Origin of the sequence: Stenotrophomonas sp. YAU14A_MKIMI4_1 (genome assembly GCF_003086855.1) — a bacterium.
Taxonomy (GTDB): Bacteria; Pseudomonadota; Gammaproteobacteria; order Xanthomonadales; family Xanthomonadaceae; genus Stenotrophomonas.
In genome coordinates, this window is record NZ_CP025998.1 from 3,596,770 (window position 1) to 3,619,625 (window position 22,856).

Consider the following 22,856-nt stretch of genomic DNA (forward strand, 5'->3'; position numbering starts at 1 on the left):
GGACGACCGCCATGGTCGGCACGGGTTGGTTCCAGGCTGCAGCCCGTCGTCCCCTTCGTGGTGAAGTTCATCGCCACTGGATGCTCATCATCCAATCTGCGGAGGGGTCTAATGCTGGAACGTCATGGGCTGTCACTGGCGCTGGGCTGCGCTGTCCTCGCCATCCTGTTTGGCATCGTCTCGGCGCGCTGGATCCTGCGCCAACCCACCGGCAACGAACGCATGGTCGCCATCGCAACGGCGATCCAGGAAGGCGCGCGCGCCTATCTGAACCGCCAGTACCTGACCATCGGCGTGGCCGGCGTGGTGCTGTTCGTGCTGGTGGGCGTGTTCCTGAGCTGGTACACGGCCATCGGCTTTGCCGTCGGTGCGGTCCTGTCCGGTGCGGCCGGCTACATCGGCATGAATGTGTCGGTGCGGGCCAACGTGCGCACGGCCGAAGCGGCGCGCCACGGCATCAGCGCGGCGATGGACGTGGCGTTCCGTGGTGGCGCGATCACCGGCATGCTGGTGGTCGGCCTGGGCCTGCTGGGCGTGGCCGGTTACTACGCACTGCTGCTGCGGCTGGGGCTGCCGATGGACCAGGCCCTGCACGCGCTGGTGGGCCTGGCCTTCGGCTCGTCGCTGATCTCGATCTTCGCGCGGCTGGGCGGCGGCATTTTCACCAAGGGCGCCGACGTCGGCGCCGATCTGGTCGGCAAGGTGGAAGCCGGCATTCCCGAGGATGACCCGCGCAACCCCGCGGTGATCGCCGACAACGTGGGCGACAACGTGGGCGACTGCGCCGGCATGGCCGCCGACCTGTTCGAAACCTACGCGGTCACCGTCATCGCCACCATGCTGCTGGGCAGCCTGATGCTGAGCGAAGCCGGCGCCAACGCGGTGCTGTATCCGCTGGTGCTGGGCGGCGTGTCGATCATCGCGTCGATCATCGGTGCGCTGTTCGTGAAGGTAAAGCCCGGCGGCTCGATCATGGGCGCGCTGTACAAGGGCGTGATCGTGTCCGGCGTACTGGCAGCCATCGCGTTCTATCCGATCACCACCGGGCTGATGAGCGACAACGTGCACGGGCCGATCGCCCTGTACGGCTGCGCGCTGATCGGCCTGGTGCTGACCGGCCTGATCGTGTGGATCACCGAGTATTACACCGGCACCCAGTACAAGCCGGTGCAGCACGTGGCGCAGGCCTCGACCACTGGCCATGGCACCAACATCATCGCCGGCCTCGGCATTTCGATGAAATCCACCGCCCTGCCCGTGGTGGCCGTCTGTGCCGCGATCTGGGGCGCCTACGCGCTGGCCGGCCTGTACGGCATCGCCATCGCCGCCACCGCGATGCTGTCGATGGCCGGCATGATCGTGGCCCTGGACGCCTACGGTCCGATCACCGACAACGCCGGCGGCATTGCCGAAATGGCCGAGCTGCCCTCGGAGATCCGCGACATCACCGATCCGCTGGATGCGGTGGGCAATACCACCAAGGCCGTCACCAAGGGCTATGCGATCGGCTCGGCGGCACTGGCCGCGCTGGTGCTGTTCGCCGACTACACCCACAACCTGCAGGCCGCCAATCCCGGCCAGGAATTCCGCTTCGACCTGAGCGACCACACGGTGATCATCGGCCTGCTGATCGGCGGCCTGATTCCCTACCTGTTCGGCGCGATGGCGATGGAGGCGGTCGGCCGCGCAGCCGGCGCGGTGGTGGAGGAAGTGCGCCGGCAGTTCCGCGACATCCCCGGCATCATGCAGGGCACCGGCAAACCACAGTACGACAAGGCGGTGGACATGCTGACCCGCTCGGCCATCCGCGAAATGATCGTGCCCTCGCTGCTGCCAGTGGCGGTACCGGTGGTGGTGGGCCTGCTGCTGGGGCCGCGCGCATTGGGCGGCCTGCTGATCGGCACCATCGTGACCGGCCTGTTCGTGGCCATTTCCATGACCACCGGCGGCGGCGCCTGGGACAACGCCAAGAAGTACATCGAAGATGGCCACTTCGGCGGCAAGGGCAGCGACGCGCACAAGGCGGCAGTGACCGGCGACACCGTGGGTGACCCGTACAAGGACACCGCCGGGCCGGCGATCAATCCGCTGATCAAGATCATCAACATCGTGGCGCTGCTGCTGGTGCCGCTGCTGTAACGCCCTGCGGTCAACGCATGGGGTCGGAGCCCTTTCCTGCGGAAAGGGATCCGACCCCGTAGTAGATCCACGCCATGCGTGGATGCGGTTACCGACCGCGCAGGAAGAACGACACCGGCACCATCACCTGCACCGGGTCGCCGGCCACGTCCGCCGGCGGCGCCGGAACCGGGCTGGCGCGCGCAACGGTGTCCAGCGTTTCCTGGTCCAGCAGCGCGTGGCCACTGCTGCGTTCAATACGCGCCGCGGTCACCTGGCCATCGCGGAACACCGCGAAACGCACATACGCAACACCCTGCTGGCGCAGCCGTTCGGACTGCCGTGGATAGCGCCGGTGCTGCTGCAGGTGGCCCAGCAGCAGACCCTGCCAGGTCGCGTTGGCGGTACTGGGCTGCCCCGCGGTGGTCTGCGGCGCGGCGTAACGCGCCCCCGCATCGGTGGCGACCTGCGGCGGCGCGCTGGTCTGGGCGACGTTGGCATCGGCGGTGTCCGGCGACGGGCGCGGCTGCGGCACGCGCGGCGGCGGCAGATCGCCCTGCGGCTGCACAGGCACCTGGGGTTGTTCGTGCTGCACCGGCTTCGTTGCCTGCCGCTGCTGTTGCTGCTGCAGCGGCCCGCTGGCCACCTCGCGCGGCGGCACGGGCGGGGCCTGTGCCATCGGCGCCAGTTCCAGCATCAATGCCGCCGGCGCCGCCACGCTGGGCTGCACCGATGCGCGTGCCGCCCACCAGCAGGCCACGCCGATCAACAGCGCATGTACCAGCAACACGATCGCCAGGCTGGTCGCCCAGCGCCGCAGTCCGCTCATCGCGCGCCGTGCTCCAGTCCGACCAGCGCCACTTTCAGGTAGCCGGCAGCGCGCAGCGCATCCAGCGTGGCCATCAGTTCACCGTAGGCCACCTTCGTGTCGGCGCGCAGATGGATGCGTTGCCCGGTGTCACCCTCGGTCGCGGCCTGCAGCGCCGCTGCCAGACCCTCGCGCGTGACCGCCTGCTCGCCCACGCGCAGCGACAGATCGGCCTGCACGGTCACATACACCGGCGCCTGCTCGCTGGGCGCGGCCTGCGCGCTGCTGGTCGGCAACTGCACCGGCACCGACACGGTGGCCAGCGGTGCGGCCACCATGAAGATGATCAGCAGCACCAGCATCACGTCGATGAAGGGCGTGACGTTGATTTCGTGTGCTTCTTCCGGCGTATCGTCACGCTCGGACGCGGTCCTGATCGCCATGCCCGCCTCAACCGATGCCGCGCTGCGCAGCGCGGTCCAGATCACGCGAGACCAGTTGCTGCACGCCCGCCGACAGATCGCCCAGCAGGCCGCGCAGGCCGGCCAGCACGCGACTGAAGTGGTTGTAGACCAGCACCGCCGGGATCGCGGCCACCAGGCCGAGCGCGGTGGCCAGCAAGGCCTCTGCAATGCCCGGTGCCACCACGGCCAGGTTGGTGGTGTTGCTGTGGGCAATGCCGATGAAGCTGTTCATGATGCCCCACACCGTGCCGAACAGCCCCACGAAGGGGGCCACTGCACCAATGCTGGCCAGCACGCCGATACCGCGGCGCTGCACGCGCGCGGTGTCCAGTTCGATGCGATCCAGGCGCGAGGCCACGCGTTCCTTGATGCCTGCGCGGTCCGCCAACCCGGCGGACAACTGCAGTTCGGTGCGGGCGGCCAGCAGCATGGCGGCGGCCGTGCCCTGCCCCAGCGTGGCGTCGTCATGCGGGTCTGCAGGCAGCTGCGGCGCAGACAGCAGCTGAGTGCGCGCGGCGCGCAGCGCGCGGGCCTGGCGCTGCAGTTCCCAGCCCTTGGCCAGCAGCACGGTCCAGGTGGCCAGCGAGGCCAGCGCCAGAGCGATCATCACCGCTTTGACCACCACATCGGCGGCCAGATACATGGCCCAGGGAGTCAGCGCGGTGGGGGCCATCGGGGCCAGGTCAGCAGGCAGCATCGTCGTTACGTCCATCAGCAGCAGGGGCGGCGCGGCGGCGGCCGGCACGCAGGTCGGCCGCGTCCATCTGCAGGCGCGGCGTGGGATCGGGGCGCGGCGCCGGGCGGCTGAGCACATAGCCCGCGCTGACCGCGAAGAACAGGCCGACGCCCAGCAGCAGGCGCCAGGAGGGGTGTGCACCCCAGCAGAACACGGCAAAGCCCACCGCCATGCCGGCGCTGGCAAAGGCCTTGCCCTTGCGCGACACCGCGCCCTGTTCACGCCACAGGCGCAGTGACGGGCCATAGCGCGGGTGGGCCAGCAGGCGCTGCTCGAACTTCGGCGAACTGCGTGCAAAGCAGCCCACCGCCAGGATCAGGAAGATGGTGGTGGGCATCACCGGCAGCAGCGCGCCGATCACCCCCAGGCCCACCATCAGCCAGCCCAGTGCGAACCACAGCCAGCGCATCAGGCGCTGGCCTGCAGAGGCCGCCCAGGCATCAGCAGAACTCCCGTTCGACGTGGCCATGCACACTGCGGAACGCCGTATCGGCAGCGTCGATCACCTGCTGTTCCTGCTCGGCGGTCAACACCACCGCATCCAGCGCGGCAGTGAATTCGCGCCAGTGGCGCGCCGCGCCATCGGGGTGTGCGGCCAGGTGGCGCGCGCCGAAGTCGCGGTCCAGCCCCAGCGCAGCGGCCATCTTGTACAGCACCGTACCGCCCAGGTTGGAGCCCTCGGCCACGTACAGCCAGCCCAGCGCGGCCGGCAGGGAAAGGTCATCGCCCAGCGCGGCGATATCGGCACCGGGCAGCGTCTGTTCCAGATCCTGCAGGTCGCGCCGCACCTGCTGCAGGCGGCGGCGTTCGTGCAGGTCCGGCAGCAGCGCATCCAGCGCGGGGTTGGCATACAGCGCGTCGATGCTGCGGTGGAAGCGGTACTGCACGCGCAGGAAGCGGGCGAAGTTGCTGCGGTTGGCGAAGATATCGCCGGCCATGATGCGCTTGTCCAGCGCACCGTGGCTGTCACGGGTGGCGGTCTTGAGCCGCACGCTGCGGCTGGTTTCGGAAGTCACGGAGGCGGTCATGCAGGGAACCCGGGGATGCGTCGTGCAATAGACGTCTGAACGGGGGATTTCCCCAAGCGCGCAAGCGTCGATAATGCAGGTTCCCAATCCGCCAGGTAACGACCATGATCACCACCGAACCGCGCATGACCAACCTGTTCCTGCAGCTGGGCCTGGATGCCAGCGCCGAAGGCATCGCCCAGTTCATCGACAGCCACCAGCTGGCCACCGAAGTGGAGGTGGTGGACGCGCCGTACTGGAATGATGCGCAGCGCCAGTTCCTGGCCGAATCGCTGGAAGCGGACGCGGCCTGGACCACCGTGGTTGACGAGCTGAACGAGGCGCTGCACGAAGATGCGGTGAAGGCTGCGCGCGGTCTGTAAGCGCGCAGGCCGGGTAACGCCGGGCGTGGCCCGGCGCTACCCGTTTGCGGTAGATCCACGCCGTGCGTGGATGACCGATCAATACCGCCAGGTCACCGCCAGGCGTGCGGTGCGGCCCGGGGCCGGCATCACGCCCAGGGCAAGCGGGTCCAGGTAGTAGCGATCGGTCAGGTTGTCCACGTTCGCTTCCACCGACAGCTGATCGTTGAACGCCCAGCTGGCGAACACGTCCACCAGGGTGGTGGGACGGTACAGCTGCTGGATGGCCGACAGGCCCACGTTCCATTCCTTGTCCAGCTTGCTGATCGGGCCGGCGTTGTGCACCACGCGGGTGCCGAACGTCAGGCGCTCGTCGAACAGGCGCGAGCCCAGGGTCAGGTTGACCATGTAGCGCGGCGGGTTCTGCGTATTGGTGTAGGACCCTTCGAAACCGCCGTCGACGCAATCGGGGGTGGCCGCCAGTTCGGCGTTCTTCCGCTGCACCCCATAGGCGCGGCGTTCGGCGGCAATGTCCGGCGCGCAGGTCTTGGCCTTGAAGTAGTAATGCGCGGACAGATCGGCAAACAGCGTGCCGCTGTCATAGCTGGACTGGAACTCCAGGCCCGAGACCTTGAAGCGGTCGATGTTGCGGATCAGCCCGGCCGACAAGGTGCGGTAGTCGCGGGTGATCAGATCGTCGATGCGGGTATCGAAGTAGGCCAGCTTCAGCGCCAGGCGATCGCCGGCGGTGAACAGGTCGTGGTGGATGGTGCTGGCGCCCAGCTCCCAGCTGTGTGCGGTTTCCGGCTTCAGTTCCGCCACCGGCCGTGCGGCGGTGAACAGCCCCAGCGTGGTTTCGAACAGGCTGGGCAGCTTGGTGCCTTCGGCGTACTTCAGGTAGATCCTGGCGTCTTCGCTGAAGCGGAACGCCACGCTGGCGGTGGGCGAGAACGCGCTGTCACGGCGGCGGATCGGCTGCGACCAGGTCCAGCTGACCGGCACTTCGTAGTCTTCCGGGGCGTCGGCATCGTAGAAGTTCCAGCCGCCCAGATCGGCCACCGTGCCCTTCTTGTACGGCGAAGCCAGCAGCGAGGCCTGGGTGAAGTTGCCGTTGGCGTCCGGGTACCAGTTCAGCAGCGCGATGCGCTGCGCGCGCCACGACGGCAGCGCCGGGTTGCCGTTCAGCAGCTCGGTGTAGCGGTACTGGCCCTGCACTTCATAGGCATCGACGGTGGCCAGGCGGTTGCGGTCATGCACGTCCACGCGGTTCCAGCGGCCGCCGGCCATCAGTTCCCAGTGTTCGTTGGGCTCCCACTTCAGCGCGGCCACGGCGCTGTATTCCTTGCGCCAGGCATTGCGCAGGAAGCGGTTGTTGACCAGGTCGTCCTGCATGATCGGGCCGGAGCTGCCCGGCGCGATGTCTTCATCGCTGTAGGACAGGCCGTAGTCCAGGGTGAAACGGCCCGCGCCGGTCTCGAAGATCGAGGTGTTGCTGGCGTCCAGGCCGAAGCGCTTCTGCCGCAGCGGATTGCGGTAGGCATCCTTGTAACCGGGGTTGCCGCTGAAGCTGGGCGCGTCGTACCACTCGGTGTGGCGGTCGAAGTACCACGGGGTGATGCCGGTCAGGCTGTTGTACATCACGCTGTCGGCGTCGGTGTACCAGGCGTTGATGCGCAGATCGACCTTGTCGCTGTCCGGGTTGAAGCGGTAGCGCGCGCTGTAGCTGTCCATGTCGACGTGGCCCGGGTCCCACTGCGGCACGCGGTCGCGGTCCACGCGGATGATCTGCGAGGCCATGATCTCGCCGGCGGTGCCCTCGTAGCGGCGGTAGCCCAGTTCCAGGGTCTGCGCATCATCGATACGCCAGGTCCCCTTCAGCAGCGCCGATTCCGAGCGCGAGGAAGTGTTGAAGACTTCGGTGCGCGGCGGATTCAGCGGCGCCAGCGTGCGCCGGGTCTGCGGGAAATCGTCATAGCCGTGCTTGCCGGAGAAGTAATTGCCGTTGTCGCGGTAGGCGTACGCGGCCACCAGATCGAAGCGATCCCAGTGGCCGGCCGCGGCCACGTTGAAGAACTGGCTGCCGGTGGCGCTGCGGTCGCTGCGCGGGGCAGCATCGTAGCCCGGCAGGTTGTTGGCGCTGCCGTTGGCCAGGCCGCCGCGCACGCGCACGCCCACGTCGCGGCCTTCGCGCAGCACGTCGTCCACGTTCAGCGTTTCCATTTCCACCACGCCACCGATGCCGCCTGAGGCATTGGCCTGCAGGCTGGGGCCCTTGGTGATGGTCAGGCGCGAGATCAGGTCGGGGTCGAGGTAGGTGCGCTGCGACTGGCCGGCATAACCGCGATAGGTATCCATGCTGGACTGGCCGCCGTCGATGATGACCGGTACCCGGCTCTGGCCCTGGATGCCGCGGATGTTGACGTCGAAGCCGTTGCCGACGCGCGGATCACCGGCGGTCACGCCGGCCACGCCCTTCACGATGTCACCGGTGGAGGTGCCGCGGAAGCGTTCCAGCGTGGTGCGGTTGATCGTGCTGGTCGAGCCCACCGTGCGGTAGCTGTCGAGCAGGCGTGCTTCGTCACTGACCGCACCACCCTGCACCGGGTCGCCGGCCACGCTGAGCGTGTCGGTCACGATCACATCATCGCCGGCCTGCAGCGGCGCGCCGGCTTCCAGGATGACCGCATCGGCGCCCACCGGGCGGGCAAGCAGACCGGTGCCCTGCAGCAGCTGTGACAGCGCCTGGCTGGCCGGCAGGTTGCCACTGACCGCCTGCGAGGTACGCCCGGCGGTGAGCGCTGCGGCATAGGCTACCTGCACGCCGGACTGGCGCATGTAGCTGCGCAATGCTTCATCCAGCGATTGGGCAGGAATGTCGAAGCGCTGCACGGCGGTGTCGGCGCCGCGCGGAGCGGACTGAGCAAACACGGCAGGCGCGGTGGCGGCCAGGCCGGCAGCCAGCAGCGCGATGCACAGGCGGGACGGACGCGGCCGACGGCCACGGCTTGAGAAGTCGTACATGGGAAACCTGTCAGGAGAGCGTTACCGCGGACGCGGCGTCATCCGCACAGCGCGCGGACACAACGACGTACGTGGCGGCGGCGGGTACGTTCGTGGAGTAAGACGGATAGGATGAGCGGAACCCCAAGGTGAATTCATCCACGCATGGCGTGGTTCTACCGGTGCGTGAGTAGAGCCACGCCATGCGTGGCTGTGGGGTTGCCGGCGGATTCATCCACGCATGGCGTGGATCTACTGGACGATGGCCACGCCCAGCGGCCAGCGGGTCACCCGCAGGCCGGCGGTGGCCGCCAGCGTGTCCAATGCCTGCTCGGGGCGGTCGATGCGCAGGGCCGCGCTGATCGGCGGCAGCGATGACAGATCGCCGCGCACAATGGTCGGGCCGCTGCGGTAGCGGCCCAGGCGGTCAATCGCCTCGGCCACCGGGGTCTGCTGCAGCAGCAGTTCGCCGCGGCGCCAACTGCCAATGCTGTCGGTATCGGCGTCTGCCAGGCGCTGCACGCCGCTGTGCCCGCCATAGGACGCGCGCTGCCCGGCGCGCAGGTAGGTCCAGCCACCATCGGTGGGGCTGGCCACGCGCACCTGCCCCTGCCCCACTTCGGTCTGCGCACCATCGCCCTGCCGTTCCACGGTGAATGCCGTGGAGATGTCCTCCACCACGCCGTTGCCGGCCGACACACTGAAACGTCGTTGGGCATCGGCCGCCACCTCGAACCAGGCACGGCCACGCAATAGTTCGATCTGCCGTGCCGTCGCGTCGAAGCGCACGGCAATGGCGCTGTCGGCGTCGAGTACGGCGCGACTGCCATCGGGCAGGCGCACGTCCTGCACGAACTGCTGGCTGCGGTGGTCGGCCTGCAGGCGCAGCCAGGCATCGGGCCACACCACCAGCAGCGCCACCGCGGCGGCGGCGGCCATCGCCCAGCGCAGACGGCGCGGTCGCCGACGCGGCAGCGCGAGCGGCGCGCACGCTGGCGGCGGCCCCAGGCTGCGCCACAGCCGCCGCTCGTGCTCGAACGCACGGCGATGGCCCGGCTGCTGCAGCCAGTGCTCGAAGGCCTGCATGCGCGCATCACTCAGCTCGCCGGCCGCCAACCAGGCAATCCAGTCGCGGGCCTGCTCGGCCGGGGCAGCATCGTTGGCGGAAGATGTCGGCAGGTGCGGGCTCATGGGCTGGCGGGTGGGCGCGTTCACGCGCGTGGCAGGGTGCAGGGTGGCAGGCACGCCATTGCAGGGAAGACGTCTGCGGGCGGGCCTGCCCCAAGCCGATCCATCATCGGCCTTCGCGGGCCCAGGCCAGCCGCTGCAACGCGGAACGTATGTGGTTCTCGACGGTGGTGACCGACACCGCCAGGCGCCGGGCGATCTCGGCCTGGGTCAGGCCCTGCAGGCGATTGAGGCGGAAGATGGTACGCGTGGGCTCGGGCAGATGGCCGGCCGCTTCCAGCACGCGCTGCAGTTCGTCCTGCGCCATCACCTGCGATTCGGTCGACACGGTGTCCTCGTCCTGCCACAGGTAGTGATCGGCCAGCAGACGGTTGCGACGGGTGGCCTCGCGGCCGTGATCGGTGGCCAGGTTGATGGCCAGCCGGTACAGATAGGCGCGCGGGTTGTCGATGGTCTGCTGGCTGTCCACGCCGCGGGCCTTGAACCACACGGCCTGGATCACGTCCTCGGCGCTGCTTTCGCTGCCCAGGATGCGCTGCACGCGGCGCAGCAGCGCCGGCCGTTCGCGGATCAGCAGTTCGGTAAGCGTGGCGGCATTGGAGGGCATGCGCGGTGGGGGCAGACAGGGGCGGCGCGCATGCTACTCCGTTGATGCGAATAAATCACGTTTGCATTGTCAAGCACATCAATCACAGGCAGTCGGTCAGTGCCTCGTACACGCTGCCGGGCATGCCCGGCACCGGCACATGGATGGCCTCTCTGGCCGGTGCTGCCTCCCAGGCGCGCAGCACATCCTCCAGCCGCGTACCGGCTGCGATCGGGAACGCGCAGGCTAATGCGCCCTGGTCCACGTCGAAGCGGCCGTCGCCGCGCACGCGGGTATCGCTACCGGCAAAGGTCCAGATGCAGCTGGCAAGCACGCCGGAGCCGGAATCCACGGAACAGCGCAGGCGCATGGCCCATATGTTGTAGTACTGGCCTTCGCAGAAGGTATCGCCACACACGTCGTCGAAGCCGCGTTCGAGCGCGCGTTCGGCGGCCAGGAAGCGCTCGTGACCGGCCGCAGGCGTCGGGTACTGGCGCGCATCAACGTAGGGCCCGGCGGCCTGGACAGGGCCAGCCAGCAGCGGGCCCGCGCACAGCGCAAGGGCAAGGAGCATGCGCATCAGCCCACCCTCCCCCGCCCCTGCAGGCACGCAACCAGGCCCTCGAACAGGCCGTGTCCAACGCCGGGCAGCGGCGCGGTCAGCCCTCCGGGTGCAGCCAGCGCGGCATGGAAGGCTTCCACAGGCACGCCCGGCTGCAGCGGCACCGTGCAGGCCCAGCGCCCGTTGTCCACCTGCAGCAAGCCGGTATCGGCCTGCACGGCCAGTTCGCTGGCGGCAACCACCCAGACGCAGCGTTGTACGGTGCCGCGCGCGGCCAACACCGCGCAGCGGAACTGCATGACCCGGTAGTTGCTGTAGTCGCCCTCGCACAGGGTATCGGCGCACAGCGCAGAGAACTCGCGGGCCAGCGCGGCTTCCAGGTCGAAGGCGCGGTCCCAGTTGGCTTCGGGATGGGGGTAGTCGATCAGATCCACATGCAGCCCGCGCGCCAGGCCGGGCAGCGAGGCAGAGAACAGGAGGGCGCCGCAGCACCCGATCATCCATCGCATGTCAGCACTCCAGGTGAACGAGGCTCCAGCCTGCGCCCGCCCGTTACGACCGCCCATCGGGGAAGCCCGCGCCGGCCGGTGGGCGATGCACGCCGCGGCAGGTGGGAACCGCCCCCCTGCACAGCGCCCGGCAAAGGCATAAAATGGGGGACTAACCGTCTACACCCCCACCTGGAGCACACCATGGGTCTGGAACTCGTCTCGCCCGGCAAGAACCCGCCGGAAGAAATCAACGTCATCATCGAGATCCCGAAGGACTCGGAGCCGGTGAAGTACGAAGTGGACAAGGAAACCGGCGCGATCTTCGTCGACCGCATCCTGTCCACCCCGATGCGCTACCCGTGCAACTACGGCTACGTGCCCAGCACCCTGTGCGGCGATGGCGACCCGGCCGACGTGCTGGTGGTGCTGCCGCTGCCGCTGGTGCCGGGTTCGGTGGTGCGCTGCCGTCCGGTGGGCGTGCTGAAGATGAGCGATGAAGCGGGCAGCGACGAAAAGATCCTGGCCGTGCCGGTGTCGAAGATCTTCAGTGGCTATGCCCATGTGGAAGACATCGCCCAGGTGTCCAGCCACTGGCTGGAGCGCATCGGCCACTTCTTCGAGCACTACAAGGATCTGGAAAAGGGCAAGTGGGTGAAGCTGGACGGTTGGGGTGGCGCGGCCGAGGCCAAGCAGATCCTGATCGAAGCGCACCAGCGCCATCTGGACAACAAGGCCTGATCCTGAACAGGATCGCTCCGGCGCAGCCCGCAGGAGCGATCCTGGTCACGTTTCATGACGGCGGTCCATCACTGTTGGCGCCGTATTAGGTAAATTGCGTCACTTCACACGTCTTCGACGCCCATCGTCGAGACAGCCAGGGGAATGTGTCGTGCGTATTCTGCTTGTAGGGGATGCAGCCAGCCTGCCGGCTGAGCTGTCCGAATTCATTGCCGATCTTGGGGAAGACTGGCAACCGTTGACCGCCACCGATGGCCACAGCGCGATGAGCGTGGTGGCCGCGCAGGGCGTGGACGCGGTGATCGTCTGCCCGCAGCTGCCCGATCTCAATGCCACCACGTTGCTGGGGCAGATCCGTACGCTGCGCCCGGAAACCATCCGTATCGCGCTGGTCGATGCCCAGCAGGGCAACCGGCCGCCGCCGGCGCGCCTGATCGGCGTCGCCCACCGCTTCCTGCCGCTGCCACTGGCGCCGGAAGTGCTGCTGGAAGCGCTGACCAGCCTGGAAGAGTTGCGCGAAGTGCTGGACAGCCCGCGCCTGCGCGATGCCATCGGCCGCATCGAGAAGCTGCCTTCGCCGCCGCACTTGTACCTGAGCCTGACCCAGGCGCTGGAACACGACGACGAGACCGACAGCGCCGATGTCGCCAAGCTGGTGGCCGCCGACCCGGCCATTGCCGCCAAGGTACTGCAGCTGTCCAACTCGGCGTTCTTCAGCCAGGGCCGCACCATTGCCGACCTGCGCACCGCGGTCACACGGCTGGGCCTGGCCACGCTGCGCGACCTGGTGCTGGCCAGCGAGGTGTTTTCCGCGCCCACGCTGTCTGCGGCCGAGCGCAATTCACTGCAGCAGCGCGCGCTGATGGCCTCGCGCCTGGCCGCGCGCCTGCTGCCCGAATCCAGCGCCGAGCTGGGTGCCACCGCCGCACTGCTGGCCGATATCGGCCTGCTGCTGCCGGGGGTGCGCAACGAGCGTACCGACCCGTCGCTGGGCGGCGATCCCCTGCCCGGCCATGCCGAGGCCGGCGCCTACCTGCTGGGCCTGTGGGGCCTGCCGATGCCGATCATCGAGGCCGTGGCCTTCCACCTGCAGCCGCAGCGTTCGACCACCCGCAGCTTCTGGGTGACCGGTGCGGTACACGTGGCGCTGGCGCTGGTGAACGGCGACCCGGTGGACGAGGACTACCTGCAGCGTGCAGGCGTGCTGAACAAGCTGCCGCAGTGGCGCGAACACGCCAACAGCCTGATGGGTCTGGTGCCCAGCGAGGCCTGAGCGCCGCACGACAAGGCAAACCGAGGGCAGGCCGCAGGGCCTGCCCTTTTTTCATGCCGGTTTGCAGACCCGAGCCGCGCGCAAAGAAAGAGGGCGGACCTTGCGGTCCGCCCTCCTTGTACTGCGTGTTCCAGGCTTCGATGGATCAGAAGCGCTGGTTGTACTGCACGAACAGGTAACGATCGTAGTCCAGCATCGGATCGAGCTGCACGGCGCTGGCGTTGGTCACCGCGTAGGTGATCGGCGGGGTCTTGCCGAACACGTTGCGGGCACCGACGGTCACGCTGCCGTTCCACGGAGCCTGCCAGGTGGCCGAGATGTCGTGATAGACGATCGCGCCCTTCTTGTTGGCACCCAGGCCACCGGCCCAACCACCGTTGTCGGTCTGGTAGTTCGGCTGGTTGCACTCGATACCGGCTTCCTGGTCGTAGCAGAAGTCACGGAAGCCACCGTAGTAGCGCATGCTCCAGTTGGCCGACAGGTCACCCTTGGTCCACGTGGTGGTCAGGGTGCCGCGGACGCGCGGGTAGTTCCAGTAGCCTGCGTAGTCATCCCACTCGGCACCCTTGGTGGCCTGCTGGCGGAAGCTGACCAGGTAGTTGGTGTCCAGGTTGAACGACAGGGTGCCGAAGGCGTATTCCGGCAGGCGGTAACGCACGCCGAAGTTGTAGCCTTCGGTTTCCAGCGAGCCCAGGTTGGCGTTGCCGCGGCTCAGGCTGGTGACCTGACCGGTGGTGGCGTCACGGCTGAACTGGTTGCAGAACGCTTCGTTGTTGTTCTGGTAGCACTGGTTCAGCACGTAGTTGGCCGACACAGCGGTGATCACGTTGTCGACGGTGATCTTGTACCAGTCCAGCGAAACGTTCAGGCCATCAACGAAGCTCGGGCTGTAGACCAGGCCCGCGGTGCGGGTCTTGCTGGTTTCCGGCTGCAGCGTTTCGTTGCCCACGCCCGAGTTGAACGGAGCGTTGCCCTGCACGTCACGTGCGGTGACCGGACGGCCAGCGGCGTCGGTCTGGCGGAAGTCCGAAGCCAGGCCCTGGCCGGCGCAACGTGCGGCAACGCCGGCGTTGGCGGTCTGGCCGAACACGGCATCACACGGGTCGGTGAAGGTGTCGAAGGTCTGCGAACCGCCACCGAAGGTGTCGTCCAGGGTCGGTGCACGGAAGCCTTCACCGTAGGTGGCACGCACCAGCAGGTCTTCGATCGGCTTCCAGGTGACGCTGAACTTGCTGTTGACGGTGTTGCCGAACTTGTCGTAATCCGAATAACGGCTGGCGATATCCAGCGACAGTTCCTTGGCACCCGGCATGTCACGCAGCAGCGGGACCATCAGCTCCAGGTAGACTTCGTTGGTCTTGTACTTGCCGCTGGTGGCCTGTGCGGCCAGGTCGGTGGTGTAACCGGCCGACGACAGCGCGTCCGGGTTGTCGAAGCCGGACACTTCGCGGTGCTCGTAACCGGCAGCGAAGGCGAACTCGCCTGCGTCACCCGGCATGTCGAACAGCGAACCGGTGATGTTGGCGAAGTACTGCTTGCTCTTGCTCTGGCCGGTCGAGTTCAGGATCGTGTTGATGTACGCCAGCGCGTCCGGGGTAGCGCCCGAAGCGCCGCCCAGCACGTTGAACGGCGTGCACTGGCCGGTGCCGGTGCCCAGCGCGATCGGGTTGGCAGCGGTGCCGCACTGGGCGACGCCGTTGGCGTTGATGAACGACGGGCCCAGGGCCTTCTGCAGGGCCAGCAGGTTGATGTTGCCCGAGCTGATCTGGGTCACATCGTACTGGTTGTAGTTGATGCCCACATCCCAGTCGAACGGACGGTTGTTGAAGTCGAAGTTGCCTTCCAACGCCGCGTCGAAGTGCAGCGACTTGACGTTGTTTTCAGTGATGCGCGGCAGTTCGAAGATACGACGGCCCCAGCCGGAGATGTCCTGGCCGGTCGGGTTGTACAGGCTGTCCTTGCTGATCACGACCGGGAAGGTCGGCTGCGAGGTGCCGGTGAGCGGGTAGCCGGCGATCTGGCGCTTGGAATCGCGCTCGGAGTACATCGCGGTCGACTTCAGACGCAGGTTGTCGTTGATGTCGTAGCTGGCCGAGGTGAACATCGACTTCTGCTCGCCACCCTGGTTCAGCATCATCTGCTGGGAGGCGTTGTAGTAGTCGTCTTCACCGATCAGGTGATAGTTGTTCCAGTCGCTGGAATCAGCGCCGACGCCAACCGGGGTGTCCCACGAACCGGTGTGGTTGACCACCCAGGTGTTGGGCTGCCAGACACCCTTGGAGTTGTACGAGCCTGCACCTTCGGTGCCAGCGGCACGCGGATCGGTGAAGCGGCCCCACGGACCGGCCGGGCTCAGGCCGTCTTCCTTGTGGTTCTGGCCGTAGCTGTAGCGGGTCAGGCCACGGTCCTTGGCCCACACCGGATCTTCCTTGGTGTAGTTGGCGCCGAACACGATCGAGGAACGCTCGCCGGTCGAGCCCAGGGTCAGGCTGTACTGGGTCTTGGCACCGTCGCCACGGCTGTTCTGGCCGTAGTAGACGCTGGCTTCTGCGCCGTCGAAGTTCTTGCGCAGGATGATGTTGACCACGCCGGAGATGGCGTCGGAACCGTAGATGGCCGAGGCGCCGTCCTTCAGCACTTCCACGCGATCGATCAGCGAGGTCGGGATGGTGGACATGTCGGTGAAGCCAGCCAGGCTGGTGCTCCAGCGCTTGCCGTTGACCAGCACCAGCGTGCGCTGCTCACCCAGGTTGTAGAGGCTGACGTACTGGCCGCCCTGCTCCGGGTTGGAGGCCAGCACGGCCGCCTTGCTGAAGGTCTGGGTGCCGGCAACCGACAGGTTCTGCAGCAGGTCGCCAACGCTGACCAGACCCGAACGCTGGATTTCCTCGTGGCTCAGGGTCAGAACCGGCTGCGAGGTCTCCACGTCCACCGAGCGGATGCGCGAGCCGGTGACTTCCAGACGATCGAGGGTGGTGGCAGCAGTTGCTTCCTGGGCGGAAGCGAAGGCCGGGGTCAGCGCAATCGCGATGCCGGCCGGCAGCAGGCCCAGCCGCAGGGCGGGGTTGCGAACGTTCATCAATCTCTCCAAGGTACGTGTTAGTAGCGTGTTAAAACACCCCAGCACGTTACGATTGCGTTGCAGCGCTGTATTTGCGCGAACCAACGAGAGACTTTGCTGATTTTGGCGGGAGCTTCGCGCCCTCTTCACGGAACCGCGAAGCAGACGTGCCATAGCGGGCGCGGAAGGCCCGCGCGAAGCTGCAGCAGTTGTCAAAACCGCTGGCCGCGGCGACTTCGCCCACCATCATGTCGGTATCGCGCAACAGGTCGGCGGCGCGTTCCAGGCGCAGGCGTGCCGAAAGCGACTGCGGGCTTTCTTCATACAGGCTCTGGAAGGTCTTGGACAGGTACCAGCTGGAGAAGTTGGTCAGCTCGGCCAGTTCGCCAATGCGCACCACGCGGTGGCTGTTGCCTTCCAGGTACAGGCGGGCACGCTGCATGCGGCCGAACACCTGGCGCTTGCGGCTGCGCGAGCGACCCGGGCAACGCTGCACGTTGTCGGCCAGGCCACGCTGCAGGCCCGCCAGGTGCAGCAGCAGCGGACGCAGCGACTGCGCCGGCTGGCCGCTGGCCAGGGCGTCGCGCCACAGGCGCAGGGCCACGCGGGCGTCGCCGCGGTTCATCTGGCCACGACCGGCATACAGGCCGCAGTCGGCCATCTCGGCCAGCGCGCGCAGCGCTTCGATGTTCAGGTTCAGGCCAACGCACAGCCCGTTGCGGCCTGCCTGCACCAGAGGGCGCGATTCCTTTTCGAAGGCGATCCACTCGCCCTGGCGCAGGCGGAAGCGCCCTTCCTTTGCCTCCACCCACGAGGTGCCACGCACCTGCATCCATACGGTGAAGCTGCTGCCTGCGGTCTGCAGGCTGCCCAGCCGGGCAACGCCCAGGCAGGTCGGGGCCACGTCATCGACAGCCTTGTCCAGCGAGACGGTTTGGCCACGATCGGCCAGCGAGAGTTGACGCATGGGAGCACCACGGATTTGCCAAGTACAGGCCACCGTTTTGCCAAATCAGGTGCATGCCGGTCAGGAAGAACCGCCGAGATCGCCACGAAATCGCTACGACTTCGCCACGAAAGAGTTACGAAGGCCCTTTGTCGTTGAAAATCAGCAGCTTGGAAAACGCCGGGAACAGCGTGGGCGCTGCTGCCGGCAAGTGCATCACGCCAATGTCGGCACCATCGGACACCGCCAGGGCCAGGTACAGGTCGCTTCCGTCAGCACTGGCGCTCAACCCGTTGCCTGCGCTCAGCCGCTGCGCGTCCAGGCAACGCTCCGGTTCGGTCGCCCCACCCTGCACGCGGGTGAGCGTGGTGGAACAGTCGGCGGTGCTGCCCAGGTAATCGATGCGGCCGTTGCCGGCCACCGCCCAGGTGCGATAGCGCCAGCGGCTGGGCCAGCCATCGCTGACCTGCTGCACGCTGCCTGCGTCCAGGTCGGGTTTGATCGACCACAGCCCGCTGGCGGCCAGGCGGGTGTACAGCACCCGGCCACTGCTGCGGTCCAGGCGTGCCTGCGATACGCCGTCCAGGCTGGCCAGGCGGCGCCACGGCTGGCTTGTGCGGTCGAACAGACTCAGCCGCACGCGCTGCTGGTCATCACGTTCCAGTACCAGCACCTGTTCGGGCGTGGCCCCGTACAGCGCCTGCAGCGGCTGCTGCACCGGCACCGGCAGCACCTGCAGGCGCTCGTCGCGCGGGGCGATTTCGTAGACCACGGCCTGCCCGTGCGCATCGCGCCCGACCACCAGCAGCTGGCGGCTGTCGGTGGACCAGTCAGGGGCCTGCCGCGCTTCCGGCCGCAGCCCTTCGATCGGCCGCAGCGAATCGGGGCGCTGCATGTCGGCCCACCACAGCGCAAAGCTGCCCGAGCGGTCTGAACTGAACACCAGTTGCCGCCCGTCCGGGGCCACCATCGGCTGGCCATCGCGCCCGCTGGAGGCGAACAGGCGCTGTGCGCTGCCGCCCTGCACGGGCATGCGGAACATGCCGAACTGCGCCCGGCGATGGACGAAGGCCAGCATGTCGCCACGCCGCGAAACGGCCGGCCACTGTGCATCGTCCAGGCCGGCATCGCGCAGCGTGCGCCGTTCCACGTCCAGGTAGTACAGGCGCGCCTCGCTGTCCACGCGGCGACCGAACACAATGTGTCGGCCGTCGCCCAGCCAGGCCCAGCCACGCAGCTCGGCGGCCTCGTTGGTCAGCTGTTCCGGGGTGCCGCCGTTGGCCGGCATGCGCCACAGATCGCCCAGCTGCGGGTTGCGCACGAACACCAGCCAGCGCCCGTCGGGCGAATAGCGCGGTGCGTAATCGAAATCATCTTCACCGGCACCGTACTGCAGCGCGCGCCACTGCCCACTGGGCAGGTCCAGCACGCGGATGCCGCGATGCGCATAGCGGCCCACCATGCTGCCGAACACCAGGCCCCGGCCATCGGGGGTCCAGTCGAAGCTGAGCAGCTCGGTGCCGTCGCAGCGCGTGGCCTGGCGCAACGCGCCGCCGGTGGCGCTGGCAATCAGCACCTGGCAACTGCCATCGGCGGCGAAGCGGGCGAACGCGATCTCGCGCCCGTCCGGCGACCAGCTGGGAAAACGGTCGCTGGCACCGGCCGGCGGTTGCACCAGCTGACGCGCCGGTGCGTTGCCCGAGGTCTGCACGCGGATGGCGCCCCCGTTCTGGCTGTCATCGTTGGCGCCTTCGTAGGCCACCTGCGAGCCATCAGGCGACAGGGTCGGATAGGTCTCGAAACCAGCGGTGGCGGTGATCAGCCGATACGGACGTTCGGGGCTGCCGATGACCCGCGTGCCGTCTTCCACCACGGCATCCAGCGGCGAGGACGGCGCAGGACGTTGCGCCAGCAGCACGCTCAGCACCAACAAGGCCAGCAGCATGGCCACGCCCACTGCCAGCAGCAGTCGGCGGCGCCACAGGCGCCAACGGCGGCGGCGCGCATCCTGTGGGTCTTCCACGGGCGCGTCGACGGCGGTCTCCAGCGGCGCACTGTCCTGCGCCTCCGGCTGCGGTTCGCTGTCGTGCAGCCACTGCACCGGCACCAGCAATCGATAGCCGGTCTTGGCAATGGTTTCGATGTACGACTGGCCGCTGTCTTCGCCGATGGCAAAGGCCTTGCGCAACTGCGTGACCGCCTGGGTCAGCACATCGTTGGTAGGCAGCGTATCGGGCCACACGTCGGCGAACAGCTCATCGCGAGTGACCACGCGGCCGGGCTGGCGCAGCAGTACGCGCAGCACGCCCAGCGCCTTGGGCGTCAAACGGCGCGGACGACGCGCACCGGGCACGTCCACTTCGCGCGACGAAACGGTCACTACGCATTCGCCCACGCGAACGCGGTCACACTCCTGCGACTGGCTCTCGTTGCTGTTCATTGATTGCTAGACGCTTGAAACACGTTGCAGATACCACTGGGCAGCGTTGTGTTTCCGTCCCTGCAACCTCCAAAAGCCAGATTCCGCACAAACCATCGGCGCATACCGCAAAAAAAACGAAGCGCGCGAATACTAGCCTATGCAGGTTACCTCGCCTATCGCGTGGTGGACATCAGGCTCTCTCTCGCCGACGCATTCAGATAATAAGCTGCACCATTCGCGCCCTTCGGGGCGCGAAATTTTTATCTGGCGTTCATTTTCAGGCACGCCGCAGCATGGTCAGTCCGACCAGTCGCGAAACCACCAAAGCCACGTACATCACGCCGGAAAACTGCTCCAGCATGACCAGTGCGCGTGCCTGCGGATGCAGGGGAACCACGTCACTCAGACCGACCCCGGACAGCAAGCTGAAGCTCAGATAAAGCAGCTCCATCCACGTGCGCTGCAGCCCCCCGCCGGTGCCCTGGAAACTGCCCGGATACCACTGCTGGCAGACCGCGAATGCGAACGCGAATCCCCATGCGAGTAATGTGAACGTAGCACCAACGGCGAACAGTTCGTCGCGGGTCACCTTGTGGTCCTGCAGCATGTACGCAGTGAGCGCACCGGCGGTGTAGAAGTACAGCAGGCTTTCAAGCAGCTGCGCGGTACTGCCCAGGCCGGGGTGATCGAGCAGCGCGGCGGCAATGGAAAACACCACCGACGGAATGGCCAGCACCAACGCCAGCCAGGTGCCCAGCGGGCTGCGCTGCACCACCCACAACGCCAGCCCCAGCACTGCCATGCCGAACACCCCCAGCGCGGCGCGACCACCGGCGGTTTCGTCCAGCGCCGGGTACAGCAGCACCGCCAGCAGCTGCGCCGCCAACAACCAGGCGGAAGGATGGCGGCGGGCGATGGCCAGCCAGCGGGTGGTCACGGCAACAGGCATGGTCTGCATCCCATGGGTGATGCGGCGAGCATAGCCGGTGCCGGGTGAGCGCAGCGGTTCCTGTTTACCGCTGCGCTCGCCGGGCCGGGCACCGGCGCTACCGTGTCAGCCCTGCTGGTAGACCTGGGCACCGCCGTCGCGGAACTCCCTGGACTTTTCCTGCATGCCGGCCTCGGCGTACTCGCGCACGTCCTGGGTGATCTTCATCGAGCAGAAGTGCGGGCCACACATCGAACAGAAGTGGGCGAGCTTGTGTGCGTCCTTGGGCAGTGTCTCGTCGTGGAATTCCTTGGCCTTTTCCGGATCCAGGCCCAGGTGGAACTGGTCTTCCCAACGGAACTCGAAACGCGCCTTGCTGAGCGCGTTGTCACGCACCTGTGCACCCGGGTGGCCCTTGGCCAGATCGGCGGCGTGGGCGGCGATGCGGTAGGCCATGATGCCGTCGCGCACATCCTGCCGGTTGGGCAGCCCCAGGTGTTCCTTGGGCGTGACGTAGCAGAGCATGGCGGTGCCGAACCAGCCGATCATGGCTGCGCCGATGGCGCTGGTGATGTGGTCGTAGCCAGGCGCGATATCGGTGGTCAGCGGACCCAGCGTGTAGAACGGCGCTTCGCCACACTCGCGCAGCTGCTTGTCCATGTTTTCCTTGATCAGCTGCATCGGCACATGGCCGGGCCCTTCGATCATGGTCTGCACGTCGTGCTTCCACGCGATCTTCGTCAGCTGGCCGAGCGTTTCCAGTTCACCGAACTGGGCGGCATCGTTGGCATCGGCAATGCAGCCCGGGCGCAGGCCATCGCCCAACGAGAAGGTCACGTCATAGGCCTTCATGATTTCGCAGATCTCCTCGAAGTGCGCGTAGAGAAAATTCTCCTTGTGGTGGGCAAGGCACCACTTGGCCATGATCGAACCGCCACGACTGACGATGCCGGTCACCCGCTTGGCGGTCAGTGGCACGTAGCGCAGCAGCACGCCGGCATGGATGGTGAAGTAATCCACGCCCTGCTCGGCCTGTTCGATGAGCGTGTCGCGGAAGATTTCCCAGGTCAGCGCTTCGGCGCGCCCGTCCACCTTTTCCAGCGCCTGGTAGATCGGCACCGTACCGATGGCCACCGGCGAATTGCGGATGATCCACTCACGCGTTTCGTGGATGTGCTTGCCGGTGGACAGATCCATCACCGTGTCGCCGCCCCAGCGGATCGCCCACACCAGTTTCTCCACTTCTTCGGCGATGCCGGAGGACACCGCGCTGTTGCCGATGTTGGCGTTGATCTTGGTCAGGAAATTGCGGCCGATGATCATCGGCTCGCTTTCGGGGTGGTTGATGTTGTTGGGCAGCACGGCACGCCCGCGGGCGATTTCATCGCGTACGAACTCAGGCGTGATGATCTTCGGGATGGATGCACCGAAGGATTCACCTGCGTGCTGCTGCAGCAGCGTTGCATCACGGATATCCTGCAGACGCTGATTTTCGCGGATCGCCACGAACTCCATTTCCGGGGTGATGATGCCGCGCCGTGCGTAGTGCATCTGGGTGACGTTGGCTCCAGCCTGTGCGCGCCGCGGCAGGCTGCGTGCCGGGAAGCGCACCGCATCCAGCTTCGGATCGTGCTCGCGTTCGCGACCGAAGCGCGAACTGAGTGCGTCCAGTTGCGCGGTATCGGCCCGCTCTTCGATCCAGGCACGGCGCAGCGCCGGCAGGCCGGTGGTCAGGTCGATGCGCGCGTCCGGATCGGTATAGGCACCGGACGTGTCGTACACGGTCAACGGTGGATTCGCTTCGCCACCGAACAGGGTGGGTGTGCGGGTCAGGGCGATCTCGCGCATGGGCACGCGCAGGTCCGGGCGCGAGCCGGGCACGTGGATCTTCCGGGAGCCGGCAATGGGCCGGGTCACGGAGGCGGAAAGTTGCTGGGCCTGCTGCTGCAGATCGGAAGGCTGTGCGTTCATCGGGCATCGTCCAGGAAGGTCAGGGACGAAGCGGCGGCGCACTGCGCACCGCGCCCGGACGGTCCTTGGGCGGACTCCGGGCACGGTTGCACTGCAAAGCTTCCCTACGCCGGTATGAACCGGATCAGGTTCCAAGGGACTGTCTCAACCGCGGCCACTGGCCACGGTACCCCCGCTTCTTGCTGCGTATTAGAG

The 22,856-nt window shown here is 67.1% G+C and carries 19 protein-coding genes and 1 riboswitch; of the genes, 4 read left to right on the forward strand and 15 right to left on the reverse strand.

Going from position 1 to position 22,856, the window contains the following annotated elements:
• The first annotated feature begins 111 nt into the window (after positions 1 to 111).
• A complete protein-coding gene (locus C1931_RS16370) occupies positions 112 to 2,139 on the forward strand; it encodes a sodium-translocating pyrophosphatase (protein ID WP_108757085.1) in 2,028 nt (675 codons plus the stop codon).
• 88 nt (positions 2,140 to 2,227) lie between these two features.
• On the opposite strand, the gene C1931_RS16375 is transcribed toward C1931_RS16370, so the two are convergent.
• Genes C1931_RS16375 through C1931_RS16395 form a run of 5 tightly spaced genes read right to left on the reverse strand, consistent with a single transcriptional unit; the run spans position 2,228 to position 5,154 of the window.
• Positions 2,228 to 2,947 (reverse strand): energy transducer TonB, encoded by a 720-nt coding sequence (locus C1931_RS16375; protein ID WP_108757086.1) that lies wholly within the window; start codon positions 2,945 to 2,947, stop codon positions 2,228 to 2,230.
• Positions 2,944 to 3,369 carry a TonB system transport protein ExbD gene (gene exbD, locus C1931_RS16380; protein ID WP_108757794.1) on the reverse strand — a complete coding sequence of 142 codons (426 nt, stop codon included), beginning with the start codon at positions 3,367 to 3,369 and terminating at the stop codon, positions 2,944 to 2,946. The genes C1931_RS16375 and exbD overlap by 4 nt, the downstream gene beginning before the upstream one ends.
• A gap of 7 nt (positions 3,370 to 3,376) precedes the next feature.
• Positions 3,377 to 4,087, reverse strand: coding sequence for a tonB-system energizer ExbB (exbB, locus tag C1931_RS16385; RefSeq protein WP_108757087.1), 711 nt, complete (start codon positions 4,085 to 4,087; stop codon positions 3,377 to 3,379).
• A complete protein-coding gene (locus C1931_RS16390) occupies positions 4,074 to 4,535 on the reverse strand; it encodes a YbaN family protein (protein WP_108757088.1) in 462 nt (153 codons plus the stop codon). The genes exbB and C1931_RS16390 overlap by 14 nt, the downstream gene beginning before the upstream one ends.
• Positions 4,536 to 4,566: 31 nt before the next feature.
• The gene (locus tag C1931_RS16395) at positions 4,567 to 5,154 is read right to left on the reverse strand and encodes a biliverdin-producing heme oxygenase (protein WP_108754063.1); all 588 of its coding nucleotides are present in this window, start codon (positions 5,152 to 5,154) and stop codon (positions 4,567 to 4,569) included.
• 104 nt (positions 5,155 to 5,258) lie between these two features.
• Between C1931_RS16395 and C1931_RS16400 the strand changes: the two genes are divergently transcribed.
• Positions 5,259 to 5,516: a DUF2789 domain-containing protein gene (locus tag C1931_RS16400; RefSeq protein WP_108757089.1), complete on the forward strand. Its 258-nt coding sequence runs from the start codon at positions 5,259 to 5,261 to the stop codon at positions 5,514 to 5,516.
• A 78-nt stretch (positions 5,517 to 5,594) separates the two neighbouring features.
• Here the strand turns inward: C1931_RS16400 and C1931_RS16405 are convergent, their stop codons facing one another.
• The 5 genes from C1931_RS16405 to C1931_RS16425 all read right to left on the reverse strand — a co-directional run bounded on the left by C1931_RS16405 (position 5,595) and on the right by C1931_RS16425 (position 11,340).
• Positions 5,595 to 8,516, reverse strand: a complete 2,922-nt coding sequence (locus C1931_RS16405; protein WP_108757090.1) for a TonB-dependent receptor — start codon at positions 8,514 to 8,516, stop codon at positions 5,595 to 5,597.
• Between the two features lie 231 nt (positions 8,517 to 8,747).
• A complete protein-coding gene (locus C1931_RS16410) occupies positions 8,748 to 9,686 on the reverse strand; it encodes a FecR domain-containing protein (protein ID WP_108757795.1) in 939 nt (312 codons plus the stop codon).
• A 103-nt stretch (positions 9,687 to 9,789) separates the two neighbouring features.
• Positions 9,790 to 10,290, reverse strand: coding sequence for an RNA polymerase sigma factor (locus C1931_RS16415; RefSeq protein ID WP_108757091.1), 501 nt, complete (start codon positions 10,288 to 10,290; stop codon positions 9,790 to 9,792).
• An 82-nt stretch (positions 10,291 to 10,372) separates the two neighbouring features.
• Positions 10,373 to 10,843: a hypothetical protein gene (locus tag C1931_RS16420; RefSeq protein WP_234412839.1), complete on the reverse strand. Its 471-nt coding sequence runs from the start codon at positions 10,841 to 10,843 to the stop codon at positions 10,373 to 10,375.
• 5 nt (positions 10,844 to 10,848) lie between these two features.
• Complete coding sequence (locus tag C1931_RS16425; protein WP_108757093.1) at positions 10,849 to 11,340, reverse strand: hypothetical protein; 492 nt, start codon at positions 11,338 to 11,340, stop codon at positions 10,849 to 10,851.
• Between the two features lie 183 nt (positions 11,341 to 11,523).
• On the opposite strand from C1931_RS16425, the gene ppa reads away from it, so the two are divergent.
• Positions 11,524 to 12,060, forward strand: a complete 537-nt coding sequence (gene ppa / locus C1931_RS16430) for an inorganic diphosphatase (RefSeq protein WP_108754069.1) — start codon at positions 11,524 to 11,526, stop codon at positions 12,058 to 12,060.
• Between the two features lie 151 nt (positions 12,061 to 12,211).
• Positions 12,212 to 13,333 (forward strand): HDOD domain-containing protein, encoded by a 1,122-nt coding sequence (locus C1931_RS16435; RefSeq protein WP_108757094.1) that lies wholly within the window; start codon positions 12,212 to 12,214, stop codon positions 13,331 to 13,333.
• A gap of 145 nt (positions 13,334 to 13,478) precedes the next feature.
• On the opposite strand, the gene C1931_RS16440 is transcribed toward C1931_RS16435, so the two are convergent.
• The 5 genes from C1931_RS16440 to thiC all read right to left on the reverse strand — a co-directional run bounded on the left by C1931_RS16440 (position 13,479) and on the right by thiC (position 22,661).
• Positions 13,479 to 16,412 carry a TonB-dependent receptor gene (locus C1931_RS16440; RefSeq protein WP_108757095.1) on the reverse strand — a complete coding sequence of 978 codons (2,934 nt, stop codon included), beginning with the start codon at positions 16,410 to 16,412 and terminating at the stop codon, positions 13,479 to 13,481.
• 49 nt (positions 16,413 to 16,461) lie between these two features.
• Positions 16,462 to 17,361 carry a helix-turn-helix transcriptional regulator gene (locus tag C1931_RS16445; RefSeq protein ID WP_108750612.1) on the reverse strand — a complete coding sequence of 300 codons (900 nt, stop codon included), beginning with the start codon at positions 17,359 to 17,361 and terminating at the stop codon, positions 16,462 to 16,464.
• 115 nt (positions 17,362 to 17,476) lie between these two features.
• Complete coding sequence (locus tag C1931_RS16450; protein WP_108757096.1) at positions 17,477 to 19,780, reverse strand: winged helix-turn-helix domain-containing protein; 2,304 nt, start codon at positions 19,778 to 19,780, stop codon at positions 17,477 to 17,479.
• A 259-nt stretch (positions 19,781 to 20,039) separates the two neighbouring features.
• On the reverse strand, positions 20,040 to 20,711 hold the full coding sequence (locus C1931_RS16455) for an ion channel (RefSeq protein ID WP_108751624.1): 672 nt from the start codon (positions 20,709 to 20,711) through the stop codon (positions 20,040 to 20,042).
• Between the two features lie 105 nt (positions 20,712 to 20,816).
• A complete protein-coding gene (thiC, locus tag C1931_RS16460) occupies positions 20,817 to 22,661 on the reverse strand; it encodes a phosphomethylpyrimidine synthase ThiC (RefSeq protein ID WP_108757097.1) in 1,845 nt (614 codons plus the stop codon).
• Positions 22,662 to 22,744: 83 nt separating this feature from the next.
• Positions 22,745 to 22,845: riboswitch (TPP riboswitch) on the reverse strand.
• Positions 22,846 to 22,856: the final 11 nt, after the last annotated feature.

Coding starts and splice junctions, on each gene's coding strand:
- C1931_RS16370 (WP_108757085.1), top strand. CDS start 112: ATGCTGGAACGTCATGGGCTGTCACTGGCGCTGGGCTGCGCTGTCCTC.
- C1931_RS16375 (WP_108757086.1), bottom strand. CDS start 2,947: ATGAGCGGACTGCGGCGCTGGGCGACCAGCCTGGCGATCGTGTTGCTG.
- exbD (WP_108757794.1), bottom strand. CDS start 3,369: ATGGCGATCAGGACCGCGTCCGAGCGTGACGATACGCCGGAAGAAGCA.
- exbB (WP_108757087.1), bottom strand. CDS start 4,087: ATGCTGCCTGCTGACCTGGCCCCGATGGCCCCCACCGCGCTGACTCCC.
- C1931_RS16390 (WP_108757088.1), bottom strand. CDS start 4,535: ATGCGCTGGCTGTGGTTCGCACTGGGCTGGCTGATGGTGGGCCTGGGG.
- C1931_RS16395 (WP_108754063.1), bottom strand. CDS start 5,154: ATGACCGCCTCCGTGACTTCCGAAACCAGCCGCAGCGTGCGGCTCAAG.
- C1931_RS16400 (WP_108757089.1), top strand. CDS start 5,259: ATGATCACCACCGAACCGCGCATGACCAACCTGTTCCTGCAGCTGGGC.
- C1931_RS16405 (WP_108757090.1), bottom strand. CDS start 8,516: ATGTACGACTTCTCAAGCCGTGGCCGTCGGCCGCGTCCGTCCCGCCTG.
- C1931_RS16410 (WP_108757795.1), bottom strand. CDS start 9,686: ATGAGCCCGCACCTGCCGACATCTTCCGCCAACGATGCTGCCCCGGCC.
- C1931_RS16415 (WP_108757091.1), bottom strand. CDS start 10,290: ATGCCCTCCAATGCCGCCACGCTTACCGAACTGCTGATCCGCGAACGG.
- C1931_RS16420 (WP_234412839.1), bottom strand. CDS start 10,843: ATGCTCCTTGCCCTTGCGCTGTGCGCGGGCCCGCTGCTGGCTGGCCCT.
- C1931_RS16425 (WP_108757093.1), bottom strand. CDS start 11,340: ATGCGATGGATGATCGGGTGCTGCGGCGCCCTCCTGTTCTCTGCCTCG.
- ppa (WP_108754069.1), top strand. CDS start 11,524: ATGGGTCTGGAACTCGTCTCGCCCGGCAAGAACCCGCCGGAAGAAATC.
- C1931_RS16440 (WP_108757095.1), bottom strand. CDS start 16,412: ATGAACGTTCGCAACCCCGCCCTGCGGCTGGGCCTGCTGCCGGCCGGC.
- C1931_RS16445 (WP_108750612.1), bottom strand. CDS start 17,361: ATGCGTCAACTCTCGCTGGCCGATCGTGGCCAAACCGTCTCGCTGGAC.
- C1931_RS16450 (WP_108757096.1), bottom strand. CDS start 19,780: ATGAACAGCAACGAGAGCCAGTCGCAGGAGTGTGACCGCGTTCGCGTG.
- C1931_RS16455 (WP_108751624.1), bottom strand. CDS start 20,711: ATGCCTGTTGCCGTGACCACCCGCTGGCTGGCCATCGCCCGCCGCCAT.
- thiC (WP_108757097.1), bottom strand. CDS start 22,661: ATGAACGCACAGCCTTCCGATCTGCAGCAGCAGGCCCAGCAACTTTCC.